The sequence below is a fragment of the Streptomyces sp. NPDC006197 genome (assembly GCF_040613865.1).
GTDB lineage: Bacteria > Actinomycetota > Actinomycetes > Streptomycetales > Streptomycetaceae > Streptomyces.
In genome coordinates this window covers 23420-37689 of the sequence record NZ_JBEXSZ010000001.1, presented here as the reverse complement: position 1 = coordinate 37689, position 14270 = coordinate 23420, and the positions used below count along the sequence as shown (strand labels likewise).

Here is a 14270-nt window from a genome sequence, read left to right as displayed (position 1 = left end):
CTACCGAGCCTCCTGGTCGCTGTCCGAGCCCGCCGCCGCCCACATCGGCAGCCGCTCCTTCCGCCGCCGGCCCGGCCCGTTCTGCCGGGCCGGCGACTCGTTCCGACCGCGCGGCACGGTCCGCGGCCCGTCCCACAGCGTGCCGTCGGTCCGGTCACCCGGATCGGGGTCGATCAGCACCACGCCGATCACCGCGATGCGCTGGTCCGCGAGCTGCCGCGCCACGGTGTGCAGCCACGCGGCGCTGCCGTGTCCGGCCCGCACGACGAGCACGGTCCGGGTGCCGAGGTACGGGAGGTCGGTCCACACCGCGCCGGGCGCCACCGAGCCGACGCCGAGCCGGCGCTCCTGGTGCGGCACGGTCGCGGCACGCTCGACGCCGACCACGGCCGGGTCCCCCGGCTTCGGGCGGCGGTCGGCGAGCTGCGCGCCGGGCAGACCGTCGACGATGACCACCGGCCGCTCCGCGGCCAGCGCCCCGGCGAGGTCGAGGGCGATCGCGCTCGTGCCGCGCGCACAGCCCAGTTCCAGCAGCGACAGCGGTTCCGCGGAGTTGCGCACGGTCCGGGCCAGGGACGAAACGAGCCTCGCCCGTGCCGCCCGTCCCTTCCGGCGCCCCCACAGCCGGGGCGACCGGCCGGGCAGCTCCGCGATGACCGAGGCGCCGAGGTTCGCCGCGATCTCCCGGCGCAGCACGGGTCGGTCCGCCACCACCGAGCCGACCGCGGCCACCGCGAGCCCGAGCGCGAGACCGAGGGCGAGCCCGATCGCTGCGTCGGTGGCGGCGGTCTTGAGCAGGGAACGCCGCACCGCGCGCGGCGCGTCCACGATCTGCGTGCCGGCGATGAGCCGGGGCATGCCGATGCGCGCCTCCTCGGCACGCTGGCCGACATCGGAGATCCGCGAGGTCAGCTCGGCCCGGCGGGCGAAGAGCGACTCCATGTTCGCCGACGCCTTCGACGTACCCTCCGGCGATTTGCCCCCGATCTCCCTGTTGACCTGGGCGAGTTCGTCCCGCAGCCGGTCGCGCTGGTCGAGCAGGGCCTTGGCGTCGGCGTTCGCCGCCTCCCGTATCCGCCGCACGTGGTCGGCGACGAACGCGTCGGCCAGCGCCTTGGCGCGGGCCACCGCCTCCGCCTCGCTGTCACCCTTCACACTGATCTGCAGCACGTTGTTGGTCAGGCCGGCGCCCTCGTAGTCCCGCATGAAGTCCTCGGGCTTCTCCGAGGACCCGAGGGCCCGCAGGGCCTCTCCGCCGATCCGCGTGGTCTGCAGCAGCGCGACGTCGGTGCGGATCAGCGTCCCCGGGTCGTTCGGCTGGTCCTCCTGATGCGCGACCAGCACCTTGGTCACCGCGGTCGGCGGCTGCGGCAGCAGGACCGCCACCGCCACGCCGACGAGCAGGCCGAGCAGCGCCAGGGAGCCCCACAGGCGCCGCCGCCTCCGCACCGCCGCCACCAGCGCCTGCAGGTCGAGCAGCGGAACGGCGGCCGACGGCTCCGAAGCCGTACGCGTCGTCACCGTGCGTCCCCCTTCACGTCCTCGCCCCCGACGGGCGCCGGCACGGCGTCCCGGGGACGGTCGGCGGGCCGCGTCGTACGGGTCCGGACCGTGCCGGCGAGGACGACGCCGACGATCTCGTGCCCGGCGTCCGCACACGCCCCGGCGATGCCGGTGAGCTCCCCCGCCGTCCAGCTGCCCGCGCTGAGTACGACCAGGGCACCGGACTCGCTCTCGCGGTCCGGCACCATCGGATGGGACACCGGGACCTCCACCATCCGCAGCAGGGGATCGCTCCCGGCCTCGGCGACGAGCTCCCCGGCCGCCCGGCGGGCGATCTCGTCGCCGTCCGGGACGACGACGAGCAGCCGCCGGGGCGCCGGCAGCCGGTCCCGCAGGCGCGCGGCCACCCGCCGGTAGCGGATCCGCCGGCCGGCCTCGTCGCCGGAGGACCGCGGCGTGGGGACGTCCCACCGGACGTCGACGCCGAGGAGCCGGCGGAACCAGGCCCGCGCGCCACGGCCTCCCGGCCGGTGCGCGGCGCTCCCACCGGGTACGTCGACGGTGCCGAGCAGCGCCGAGCCCAGCGCCGTGGCGATCTCCGGCTCGGTGCGCAGCCGACGGCTCATCCGCGCGGCGGTGAGATGCCCGACGACCGTGACCAGGAAGAAGAGCAGCGCCCCGCCGACGACGAGCTGCGTCCTCGTCGGCGGCGCCTCGCCGGCCGGCCGGGCCGCCGGTCCCATGACGACCATGTTGGCCTTGTCGGCGGTCGGGTCGGCCTGGTCCAGCTTCTCGATGGACTCCTGCAGCGCGGTGCGCAGCCCCTCCAGCTCGGTGCGGGTCTGCACGCTCTCCACGGTCCGCCCCGAACCGGCCGCTTCGGACAGCTCGGTGATGCGCCGTCCGGTCTGCACGACCGTCTGCCGCAGCGCCTCCAGCCGCGCCGCCGCCTCGGGGTCGGTGTCGTCGCCCACGATCCGGGTGGCGAAGTCGACGAACTCCTCGGCCACCTGGTCGGCGAGCCGCTGTGCGCGCTCCGGGGTGTCGGCCGTGCCCGAGATCTCGATGATGTTCCCGTCGGCGGCCTTGGCGCTCACCTGCTCCCGCAGCTCGCGGCCGTCGACCCCGGGCAGGCCGAGCGCGGCGGCCGCGCGGTCGAGCACCACCGAACTGGTCGCGACCTGCGCCTGCGTCAGCAGCTCGCGCTCCTCCCACGCCCCCGGCAGCAGCACGGACGCCGACGTCGTGTAGCGCGGCGGGAGCAGCAGGGAGGTGCCGTAGCCGACGAGCGCACCCACCATCACGAGGACGGTGAGGAGCCGCCGGCGCCGGCGGAGAATCCGCCCGATCGTGACCAGGCGTATCGTGTCATCGCTCAACGGAGCGGCCTCGTCCCTTCCCCGTCGGGGTCGCCCGCCGACGCCGGAGCGTGGGGTCGGCAGGCCGCGGCGTAGGCGGCGAGCAGGGCTCGCTGGGAGTTCCGCCAGGAGAGCGGTCCGCTGATCCGCTCCTGGCCGATCTTGCCCATGAGGGCCCGCTTCTCCGGGTCGTCGAGCAGCAGCGCGACGAGCCTGGCGAACTCGGTCTCGTCGTTGGCGGGCGCGTAGACGGCGGCGTCACCGGCGGAGACCCGCGCCTCCCGGAGGTCGAACGAGACGATCGGCCGGCCCATGACCATGTACTCCAGGACCTTGTTCATGGTCGACACGTCGTTGAGCGGATTGTGCGGGTCGGGGGAGAGGCACACGTCCGCCGTGGACAGGTAGCGCGCCAGGTCGGCGTCCGGGATGCGCCCGGTGAACTGCACCTGCTCCGAGAGCCCGAGCTGCCGGGACAGCTCCACCATCGCGTCGAAGGTGTCGCCGCCGCCGACGAACACCGCGTGCCAGTCGGTCCGTCCGAGCTCGTCACGCAGCCTGGCGAGGGCCCGCAGGGCGTAGTCGACGCCATCCTGCGGCCCCATGACGCCGAGGTAGCACAGCAGATGGGGCTTGCCGCGCTTCAGCTCCGGCTCGGCCGGCACGGGGTGGAACCGGTCGACGTCGGGCGCGCTGCGCACCACGAAGACGTCCTCCGGCCGACGGCCGCCGCGGCGCACCGCGACGTCCCGGTAGCTCTCGTTCGTGGCGAGCACGACGTCCGCGGTCCGGTAGATCAGTCGCTCCAGCGCGCACACGGCGCGGTAGAGCAGGTCCTTGCCGCGGTCGAACCGGGACAGGTACAGCTCGGGCACCAGGTCGTGCTGGTCGAAGACGAACCGCGTGCCGCGCCGCTTCAGCCACAGGGCCGGCAGGAACAGCAGGTCGGGCGGGTTGCAGGCGTGGACCACGTGGACCGGGCCGACCTTCCGGGCCAGCCGGAAGGTGTGCCACAGAGCCGACCCGTACTCCTTCAGGTATCCGGCCGGCCCTCCGGTGGCCGCGCGCAGCGGGTAGCGGTGGATCCGCACCCCGTCGATCTCCGCGAACGACTCGGTGTCCCGCTTGCTGCCCCGGGGGCAGATGACGTTCACCTGCCAGCCCGCGTCGCGCAGCGTCGTGCACTCCTGCCACACCCGCCGGTCGAACGGCACCGACAGGTTCTCCACCAGGATCAGCGCGCGGCGGTTCCGCCGGCCGCCGCCGGTCGTCTTACCAAGCAAGGCCCACGTACCCCGGTTCGGCCCGCCGCGCGTCGGCGTCGGGAAGGTGGATGAGATCGACGATCACCGGGCCGTCACCGTGCGGCAGAGCCGCCACCACGGCCGGGTCCCTGGTCCCGACCAGGCACACCTCGGCGTGCTGGAGCACCTCGTCGACGGAGTCCGTGAGCAGCTGCGCCAGGTGCGGCAGCCGGGACTCGATGTACTCGCGGTTCGCGCCGAGCAGCCGGGAGAGGTGCACGTTGGCGTCGTAGATCCGCAGGTCGTAGCCCTTGCCGAAGAGCCGCTCCGCCAGCTCGACGAGCGGGCTCTCGCGGAGGTCGTCGGTGCCGGGCTTGAAGGAGAGGCCGAACAGGCCCACCCGGCGCTTGCCGGTGCGCTCGACCAGCTCCACCGCGCGCTGCAGATGGTCCGCGTTGGACGGCAGCACGTGGGAGAGGATGGGCACCGAGACGTCGGCCCGCTGCGCCGCGTGGACGAGGCTGCGCAGGTCCTTGGGCAGGCAGGAGCCGCCGAAGGCGAAGCCGGGCCGCAGGTAGGCGGGGCTGATGTTCAGCTTGCGGTCGGCCAGGAACACGTCGATCACCTGGTGCGAGTCCACCCCGAGCGCCTGGCACACCGCGCCCAGCTCGTTCGCGAAGCCGATCTTGAGGCCGTGGAAGGCGTTGTCGGCGTACTTGATCGCCTCGGCCGTCGGGACCGGCACCCGGAACACCTCGCCGGGCAGGCCCTCGTACAGCGCCGCCACCACGTCGCCGCTTGCCGCGTCGAGCTCGCCGATGACGGTCTTCGGCGGGTCGAAGAAGTCCCGCACGCTCGTGCCCTCGCGCAGGAACTCCGGGTTGACCGCGACCCCGACGTCCACCCCGGCCGTGCCGCCGACGTTCTTCTCCAGGATCGGCACGAGCAGGTTCAGGCAGGTGCCCGGGAGCATGGTGCTGCGGAACACGACGGTGTGCCGCCCGCCCCGCTCGGCGAGCGCGGCGCCGATCTCCTCGGTGACCCGCTCCAAGTACGTGGTGCACAGACTGCCGTTGGGCTCGGACGGCGTGCCCACGCAGATCAGCGACACCTCGCTGCCCATGACCGCCTCGCGGACGTCGCCGGTGGCGCGGAGCGCTCCGGTCCGCACGACCTCGGCGACGAGCTCGCCGATCCCCTCCTCGACCACCGGGGCCTTGCCGTCGTTGACCAGGTCGACCTTGACCTGGTTGACGTCCACCCCGATGACCTCGTGGCCCATGCTGGCCAGGCACGCGGCCGACACGCAGCCCACGTAGCCGAGCCCGAAAACGCTGATCCTCACGACCCGTTCCTCCCCCCTGGCAGGCCCTTTCGGCCTGCGGTCCGAGCTCCGGCCGTACGCCGGCGCCGCCCCCCGCGCATCAATAGGCCCCCTGCCCGTAGAGCACCGCACGCAGCGTCTTCCACAAGATCACCGTGTCCAGTGCGAGCGACCAGTCCTCCACGTACCGCAGGTCGAGACGGACGGCCTCCTCCCACGGCAGGTCGCTGCGTCCGCTGATCTGCCACAGGCCGGTGAGGCCGGGCTTGACGAGGAGACGCCGCCGGATGTCCGGGCCGTACGCGGCGGACTCCTCCGGTAACGGCGGCCGGGGACCGACGAGCGACATCGACCCGGTGAGCACGTTGAGGAGCTGCGGGAGCTCGTCGATCGAGTACCGGCGCAGCACCGCTCCCACCCGGGTCACCCGAGGGTCCCGGCGGAGCTTGAAGAGCGGTCCCGCGCCCTCGTTGCGGTCGACCAGCGCGGCACGTGCCGCCCCGTCGGCCCCGGTGACCATGGTGCGGAACTTGAGAATGGTGAACTCGCGGCCGTCCTTGCCGACCCTGCGCTGCCGGTAGAACGCCCCGCCCCGGCTGTCGAGCAGCACGAGCAGCGCGACGAGCGCCATCAGCGGCGCGAACAGGAGCAGCAGGACCGCCGCGCCCAGCCGGTCGACGACCTCCTTGATCGCCCGGCGGCCGCCGGTGAAGGTCGGCATGCTGACCCGCAGCAGCGGTATCCCGAGGACGGCGTCGACGTGCAGCCGCGGGCCGGCCACCTCCATCAGGACGGGGGCCACGACCATCTCGGTCTCGCTGCCCTCCAGGTTCCAGGCCAGCCGCCGCAGCCGGTCCGGCGACCAGTGCGGGTCCGAGGTGACCGCGACGACCCGGTAGCCGTCGTGGCGGACGTGCTTGGCGACGTCCTCCAGCCGCCCGACGACCGGCACCCCGTCCAGCAGGTCGCCGTCGAGCCCGCGGCCGTCCGTCGTGCACACCGCCTCCACGCGCCAGCCGAGGTGCGGGAACTTGCGGGTCCGGGTGATCAGGTCGCGCACGGTGTCCGGACTCCCGGCGGCCAGCACCGGCCGCAGGCACCGCCCTTCCTTCCGCTCCTTGTGCAGCCAGAGGCGCAGCAGATACCGCGTGGTCATGGTGACGAGGGCGATCGCGGGGATCGCGACGAAGATCCAGAGCTTGATGTTGCGCGAGGTGAGGGCGATCCCGCCGAGCGCCAGGACGACGGTCGCCGTGAACAGGGAGCGGCCGAGCCGACGGAACTCCTCGGCGCCCTGGCCGAGCACGGCAGGAGCCCATGCCCGGCTCACCGCCAGCGCCCCCAGCACCAGAAGCTGCGTGCCGAACGCGAGAATTCCCCATTTCTCATGCCAGTTGGCCGCGTCCCGGCCTCCGAAGAAGTCGCCGATCGCCGTCACCACGAAGGCGGTGGCCACGGTGTCGCTGATGATCACGGTACGGCGGTAGCGCTGTTCCCACTCGATCGCGGACCGGCTGATCGTCCCGTCCGCCAGGCGCTCGCGCGCAGACGGAAACGGGCTGACTAGTCCCCCTTGCCGCACAGAACCCCCCAGGTCCCCAGTGGTACGACGTGTGCGCCCGACACTCCCCGGGAGGCCCCCGCCCTCCCCGGCGCATGACATCCCGGCTCTTCCAGAGCTGCTTCGACAACTCGTCCCGGCGGCAGCGGACTCGTCCGCCCCGCCGGCGCACCTGAGGTGCGCGGAAATCCGCTGAGACCCCGGGTGCTCCCCGCACCCGACGCCCCTCGCGGGCCCCCGGAATCGATCGTCCCCATGTCCGGCGCCGCGGAGTGGCTCGTGGCCTTCCGCAGTACCGGACCTATGGATCGTTAGTGGTCGCCTCGTGCCCGAACAGCTGAAGCACGGTCAATCTAGAGCATCGCGGGCCGGTATGAAGAGGGATTGTGTGAAATTTGTGCTCGCCCCCCGAGGCTGGCTGGATCCATCGACCGGTGACCGCTTATGGGCGCTTTGGCGCCCCTCCATGCTCCAGCAACTCGGCTTGGGCCAGAGAGCGTTCGTCACCGCTGTGATCAGGGTCACTCTGCCGGCCCGTGATGTTTCGCGGGGCCGATCCGCTGGAACACCCGGCGGATTCCGCCACCCCGACAGCCTGTCGGGAAAGGTCTGTCGGCCGTCTGACAGGATGGACGTCCTCCGGTTGTTCCGTGGGGACCGGGGTTCGTGGGTGTACGGGGTGTGAAGAGGTCGGTGGGCGAGGGAACGGGGCACGCGCCCGCCACGGCACACACTCCTGAGGGCGACGCCCGGTCCGGTCCGGACGGTGACGCCCGCCTCGCCGAGGCCGTCGAGCGGGCCCGGCGGGGGGACGAGGGGGCGTTCGCGGAGGCCTACCGGATCGTCCATCCCGGACTGCTCGGCTATCTGCGCGGGATCGTCGCCGAGGACGCCGAGGACGTCGCCTCCGACGCGTGGCTGGAGATAGCCCGGGACCTCGGCCGGTTCCGCGGCGACGGCGCGGGCTTCCGCGGCTGGACCGCGACCATCGCCCGCCACCGGGCCCTCGACCACCTGCGGCGCGTACGGGCCAGGCCCCGGCCCGCCCGGTTCGAGCAGGACCTCCTCGAACTCCCGGCCGCCGCCGACGCGGCCGACGAGGCGCTGGACGCGCTGTCGACGGAGCGGGCGCTCGCCCTCGTCGCGGGCCTCCCGCAGGACCAGGCCGAGGCCGTGCTGCTCCGGGTCGTCGTCGGTCTCGACGGCCCTTCGGCCGCCCGAGTGCTGGGCAAGCGTCCCGGTGCGGTACGGTCCGCCGCACATAGGGGATTGAGGCGACTTGCGAAACAGCTCACGGGGAGGGGGAGGTGACGGATGCGTGACGAACCGCGGGACGGAGATCCGGCGGAGCTGCTGAGAGCCGCTCTGAGCGGCGAGCGGGGAGACGGGAGCGGCGGCGTCGCCGGCGAGGAGGGCGCTCTCGCCGCCTTCCGGGAGGCCCGTGACGCGGGGCTCCACGCGTCACTGCCCACCCGCGACCGCGACGACTGGACCCCGGCCGCCGAGCGGCGGCACCTCCGACGTCCGCTGAAGGCGACCGTGGCCGCGCTGGTCGCGAGCGTGACCCTCGGCGGCGTGGCGGTCGCCGCCGGCCACCTGCCCGAGCGCTTCCTCGGCACCACCACCCCGCCCTCCGCACCGCGCCCGACCCGCTCCACGCCCGAACCCGTGAAGCCGGGCGCGCCGGTCGGTACGAGCAGCGGCGCGGCCCGCACCTCCGCACCGCCCGGCACGACCGCTCCCCTGCGCCCGGAGAAGGATCTCGCAGAGCTCCCCGGCAGGAGCCGTGACGCCCTCTGCCGTGCCGCCGAGAAGGGCCGTTCAGCTCCCGGCCCGGGACGGGCAGGTCGCGGGCGGTGGTGGCACCGGCGGCGACGACCACGGCGTCGAACCGCTTGCGCAGGTCCGTCGCCGTCAGGTCGCGGCCGATCTCGATGCCGGTGCGGAACTTGGTGCCCTCCGCGCGCATCTGCTCGATGCGGCGGTTGATGTGCCGCTTCTCCATCTTGAACTCGGGGATGCCGTAGCGCAGCAGGCCGCCGATGCGGTCGGCACGCTCGTACACGACCACGGTGTGGCCGGCCCGGGTCAGCTGCTGGGCCGCGGCGAGGCCCGCCGGGCCCGAGCCGATGACGGCGGCGGTCTTGCCGGACAGGCGCTCGGGCACCTGCGGCTTGACGTCGTTCGCGTCCCAGGCCTTGTCGATGATGGAGACTTCGACGTTCTTGATGGTGACGGCCGGCTGGTTGATGCCGAGCACGCACGCGGACTCGCAGGGCGCCGGGCACAGGCGGCCGGTGAACTCCGGGAAGTTGTTGGTGGCGTGCAGGCGCTCCTGCGCCGCCGACCAGTCCTCGCGGTAGGCGTAGTCGTTCCACTCGGGGATCAGGTTCCCGAGGGGGCAGCCGTTGTGGCAGAACGGGATGCCGCAGTCCATGCAGCGGCCGGCCTGCTTGCTGATGATCGGCAGCAGGGAGCCGGGGACGTAGACCTCGTTCCAGTCCCTGACGCGCTCGCCCACCGGTCGGGTCTGGGCGACTTCGCGCCCGGTGGTCAGGAAGCCCTTGGGGTCAGCCATGGGACGCAGCCTCCATCATCTTCTCGGTGGTCTCGGCCTCGGAGAGACCGGCGAGCTCAGCGGCGTCCTTGGCGGCGAGCACGGCCTTGTACGTGGTGGGGATGATCTTGCTGAACCGGGCCGCCGCGGCGTCCCAGTCGGCGAGGAGCTTCTCGGCGACCGTGGAGCCGGTCTCCTCGAAGTGGCGGCGCACGACGTCGTGCAGCCACGCCTTGTCGGTGTCCGACAGGGCCTCGATCGCCTCCAGGTTCCCGGAGTTGACGTTGTCCCGGTCGAGGTCGATCACGTAGGCGACACCGCCCGACATGCCGGCCGCGAAGTTGCGGCCGGTCTCGCCGAGGACGACCGCCGTGCCACCGGTCATGTACTCGCAGCCGTGGTCGCCCACGCCCTCCGAGACGACCAGGGCGCCGGAGTTGCGGACGCAGAAGCGCTCGCCGGTGCGGCCGCGGAGGAACAGCTCGCCGCCGGTCGCGCCGTAGCCGATGGTGTTGCCCGCGATGGTCGAGTACTCGGCCAGGTGGTCGGCGCCGCGGTCCGGGCGGACGATGACGCGGCCGCCGGAGAGGCCCTTGCCGACGTAGTCGTTGGCGTCGCCCTCCAGGCGGAGGGTGACACCGGCCGGCAGGAAGGCGCCGAAGGACTGGCCGGCGGAGCCGGTGAAGGTGATGTCGATGGTGTCGGCCGGGAGGCCGGCGCCGCCGAACTTCTTCGTCACCTGGTGGCCGAGCATGGTGCCGACCGTGCGGTTGATGTTGCGGATCGCGACCTGGGCGCGGACCGGCTGGGCCTCCTCGGCGGAGGGCGCGTTCAGGGCCTCGGCGGCGAGCTCGATCAGCTCGTTGTCGAGGGCCTTCTCCAGGCCGTGGTCCTGCTCGATCAGGGCGTGGCGGACCGCGCCGTCGGGCAGCTCGGGCACGTGGAACAGCGGGGCCAGGTCGAGGCCCTGGGCCTTCCAGTGCGTGACGGCCTTGCTGGTGTCGAGGAGCTCGGCGTGGCCGACGGCCTCTTCGAGGGTGCGGAAGCCCAGCTCGGCGAGGAGCTCGCGGACCTCCTCGGCGATGAACTCGAAGAAGTTGACGACGAACTCGGCCTTGCCGGAGAAGCGGTCGCGCAGGACCGGGTTCTGGGTGGCGATGCCGACCGGGCAGGTGTCGAGGTGGCAGACGCGCATCATGACGCAGCCGGAGACGACGAGCGGCGCGGTCGCGAAACCGAACTCCTCGGCGCCGAGCAGCGCGGCGATGACGACGTCGCGGCCGGTCTTGAGCTGGCCGTCGGTCTGGACGACGATCCGGTCGCGCAGGCCGTTGAGCAGCAGCGTCTGCTGGGTCTCGGCGAGGCCGAGCTCCCAGGGGCCGCCCGCGTGCTTCAGGCTCGTGAGGGGCGAGGCACCCGTACCGCCGTCGTGGCCGGAGATGAGGACGACGTCCGCGTGGGCCTTGGAGACACCGGCGGCGACCGTGCCGACGCCGACCTCGGAGACCAGCTTCACGTGGATGCGGGCGACCGGGTTGGCGTTCTTGAGGTCGTGGATCAGCTGGGCCAGGTCCTCGATGGAGTAGATGTCGTGGTGCGGCGGCGGCGAGATGAGGCCGACGCCGGGCGTCGAGTGACGCGTCTTGGCGACCCACGGGTAGACCTTGTGGCCGGGCAGCTGCCCGCCCTCGCCGGGCTTGGCGCCCTGGGCCATCTTGATCTGGATGTCGTCGGCGTTGACCAGGTACTCGCTGGTGACGCCGAAGCGGCCGGAGGCGACCTGCTTGATCGCGGAGCGGCGCACCGGGTCGTACAGGCGATCCGGGTCCTCGCCGCCCTCGCCGGTGTTGGACTTGGCGCCCAGCTGGTTCATGGCGATGGCGAGCGTCTCGTGCGCCTCGCGGGAGATGGAGCCGTACGACATGGCGCCGGTGGAGAAGCGCTTGACGATCTCGGAGACCGGCTCGACCTCGTCGATCGAGATCGGCGTACGGCCTTCGGTGGCGAAGCCGAAGAGGCCGCGGAGCGTCATGAGGCGCTCGGACTGCTCGTTCACCCGCTCCGTGTACTTCTTGAAGATGTCGTACCGCTTGGTGCGCGTGGCGTGCTGCAGGCGGAAGACGGTCTCCGGGTCGAACAGGTGCGGCTCGCCCTCGCGGCGCCACTGGTACTCGCCGCCGATGTCCAGGGCGCGGTGCGCCGAGGGGACGCCGGAGACGGGGTACGCCTTGGCGTGGCGGGCGGCGACCTCCTTGGCGACGACGTCAAGGCCGGCGCCGCCGATCTTGGTGGCCGTGCCGTTGAAGTACGTGGCGACGAAGGTCTCGTCGAGGCCGACGGCCTCGAAGACCTGGGCGCCGCGGTAGGAGGCGACGGTGGAGATGCCCATCTTGGACATGACCTTGAGGACGCCCTTGCCCAGCGCGTAGATCAGGTTCCGGATGGCCTGCTCGGGCTCCAGGCCCTCGATGAAGGTGCCGGCGCGGACCAGGTCCTCGACGGACTCCATGGCGAGGTACGGGTTGACCGCGGCGGCGCCGTAGCCGATGAGCAGGGCGACGTGGTGGACCTCGCGGACGTCACCGGCCTCGACGAGCAGACCCACCTTGGTGCGCTGCTTGGTGCGGATGAGGTGGTGGTGGACGGCCGCGGTGAGCAGCAGCGACGGGATCGGCGCGTGCTCGGCGTCGGAGTGCCGGTCGGAGAGGACGATCAGGCGGGCGCCGCCCTCGATCGCCGCGTCGGCCTCGGCGCAGATGGCCTCGATGCGGGCGGCGAGGGCCTCGCCGCCGCCGGAGACCCGGTAGAGGCCGGAGAGGGTGACGGCCTTCATGCCGGGCATGTCGCCGTCGTGGTTGATGTGGATGAGCTTGGCCAGCTCGTCGTTGTCGATCACCGGGAAGGGCAGGGTGACGCTGCGACACGACGAGGCGGTGGGGTCGAGCAGGTTGCTGCCGGGGCCGAGCGAGGAGCGCAGGCTCGTCACCAGCTCCTCGCGGATGGCGTCCAGCGGCGGGTTCGTGACCTGCGCGAAGAGCTGCGTGAAGTAGTCGAAGAGCAGCCGCGGGCGGGCCGACAGGGCCGCGATGGGCGAGTCCGTGCCCATGGAGCCGAGCGGCTCGCCGCCCGTGCGGGCCATCGGCGCGAGGATGACGCGGAGCTCTTCCTCGGTGTAGCCGAAGGTCTGCTGGCGGCGGGTGACCGAGGCGTGGGTGTGCACGATGTGCTCGCGCTCGGGGAGGTCGGAGAGCTCGATCTCGCCGGTCTCCAGCCACTCCGCGTAGGGGTGCTCGGCGGCGAGGGCGGCCTTGATCTCGTCGTCCTCGACGATGCGGTGCTCGGCGGTGTCGACGAGGAACATCTTGCCGGGCTGGAGGCGGCCCTTGCGGACGACCTTGGCGGGGTCGATGTCGAGGACGCCGACCTCGGAGGAGAGGACGACGAGGCCCTCGTCGGTGACCCAGTAGCGGCCGGGGCGCAGACCGTTGCGGTCGAGGACCGCGCCGACCTGGACGCCGTCGGTGAAGGTGACGCATGCCGGGCCGTCCCAGGGCTCCATCAGCGTGGAGTGGTACTGGTAGAAGGCGCGGCGGTCCGGGTCCATGGTCTCGTGGTTCTCCCACGCCTCCGGGACCATCATCAGGACCGCGTGCGGCAGGGAGCGGCCGCCGAGGTGGAGGAGCTCCAGGACCTCGTCGAAGGAGGCCGAGTCGGAGGCGTCCGGGGTGCAGATCGGGAAGATCCGCTCCAGCGCGCCGTCACCGAAGACGGTGGACTCGAGCTGGGCCTCGCGGGCCGTCATCCAGTTCCGGTTGCCCTTGACGGTGTTGATCTCACCGTTGTGGGCGACGAAGCGGTACGGGTGGGCCAGCGGCCAGCTCGGGAAGGTGTTGGTGGAGAACCGGGAGTGGACCAGGGCCACGGCGGTGGCGCAGCGGCGGTCCGACAGGTCCGGGAAGAAGGGCTCCAGCTGGCCGGTGGTCAGCATGCCCTTGTAGACGATGGTGCGGGCGGAGAGCGACGGGAAGTACGTCGCGGCCTCGCGCTCGGCGCGCTTGCGCAGGACGAAGGCCTTGCGGTCGAGCGCGATGCCCGTGTTCTCGCCGTCGGCCACGAAGAGCTGGCGGAAGACCGGCATGGTGGCGCGGGCGGAGGCGCCGAGCAGCTCGGGGGCGACGGGGACCTCGCGCCAGCCGAGGACGTTCAGGCCCTCTTCGGCGGCGATCGTCTCGATCTGGGCGACGGTCTCGTCGGTGCCGTCCTCGGGGAGGAAGGCGATGCCGACGGCGTACGCGCCGGCCTCGGGGAGCTCGAATTCTGCGACCTCGCGGAGGAAGGCGTCCGGGACCTGGAGCAGGATGCCGGCGCCGTCGCCGGAGTCGGGCTCGGAGCCGGTGGCGCCGCGGTGCTCGAGGTTGCGCAGTACGGTCAGCGCCTGCTCGACCAGCGCGTGGCTGGCTACACCGGTGAGGGTGGCCACGAACCCGACACCGCAGGCGTCGTGTTCGTTACGGGGGTCGTACATCCCCTGTGCAGCGGGGCGACCGTCCATGGGCGACCAGGCGTCGGAACGCATCGGCTCTCCCGTCGTCGTCGTGGCATATGGAGCTGCCGAGGGACGACGTTGGCCCTCCGCGAAATTTCGTGCAGGTTACATGATGGCTGGCTTCTCGCGAAGTGGATAGCTCATTCCAACATGCGGACATCACCGATACGCAGCGAT

Annotated in this window: 7 protein-coding genes and 1 pseudogene; 1 reads left to right on the top strand and 7 read right to left on the bottom strand. The window is 72.4% G+C overall.

Annotated features, from left to right (window positions below; all coding sequences use genetic code 11):
- The 5 genes from ABZ318_RS00155 to ABZ318_RS00135 all read right to left on the bottom strand — a co-directional run bounded on the left by ABZ318_RS00155 (position 1) and on the right by ABZ318_RS00135 (position 7011).
- Positions 1–1521 carry a Wzz/FepE/Etk N-terminal domain-containing protein gene (locus ABZ318_RS00155; protein WP_356900207.1) on the bottom strand — a complete coding sequence of 507 codons (1521 nt, stop codon included), beginning with the start codon at positions 1519–1521 and terminating at the stop codon, positions 1–3.
- Complete coding sequence (locus ABZ318_RS00150) at positions 1518–2882, bottom strand: Wzz/FepE/Etk N-terminal domain-containing protein (protein WP_356900206.1); 1365 nt, start codon at positions 2880–2882, stop codon at positions 1518–1520. Before ABZ318_RS00150 ends, ABZ318_RS00155 begins: the two co-directional genes overlap by 4 nt.
- Positions 2879–4144: a glycosyltransferase family 4 protein gene (locus ABZ318_RS00145; RefSeq protein ID WP_356900205.1), complete on the bottom strand. Its 1266-nt coding sequence runs from the start codon at positions 4142–4144 to the stop codon at positions 2879–2881. Before ABZ318_RS00145 ends, ABZ318_RS00150 begins: the two co-directional genes overlap by 4 nt.
- Positions 4134–5450, bottom strand: coding sequence for a nucleotide sugar dehydrogenase (locus ABZ318_RS00140; RefSeq protein ID WP_356900204.1), 1317 nt, complete (start codon positions 5448–5450; stop codon positions 4134–4136). Before ABZ318_RS00140 ends, ABZ318_RS00145 begins: the two co-directional genes overlap by 11 nt.
- A 79-nt stretch (positions 5451–5529) precedes the next feature.
- A complete protein-coding gene (locus ABZ318_RS00135) occupies positions 5530–7011 on the bottom strand; it encodes a sugar transferase (RefSeq protein ID WP_356900203.1) in 1482 nt (493 codons plus the stop codon).
- Positions 7012–7683: 672 nt separating this feature from the next.
- On the opposite strand from ABZ318_RS00135, the gene ABZ318_RS00130 reads away from it, so the two are divergent.
- Entirely contained in the window at positions 7684–8301 is a 618-nt protein-coding gene (locus ABZ318_RS00130) for an RNA polymerase sigma factor (RefSeq protein ID WP_356900202.1), read from the top strand.
- 508 nt (positions 8302–8809) lie between these two features.
- On the opposite strand, the pseudogene ABZ318_RS00125 reads toward ABZ318_RS00130, so the two are convergent.
- Positions 8810–9568 (bottom strand): annotated as a pseudogene (locus ABZ318_RS00125) (glutamate synthase subunit beta); the annotation flags it as partial.
- Positions 9561–14123, bottom strand: coding sequence for a glutamate synthase large subunit (gene gltB, locus ABZ318_RS00120; RefSeq protein ID WP_356900201.1), 4563 nt, complete (start codon positions 14121–14123; stop codon positions 9561–9563). The pseudogene ABZ318_RS00125 and the gene gltB, both read right to left, overlap by 8 nt.
- Positions 14124–14270: the final 147 nt, after the last annotated feature.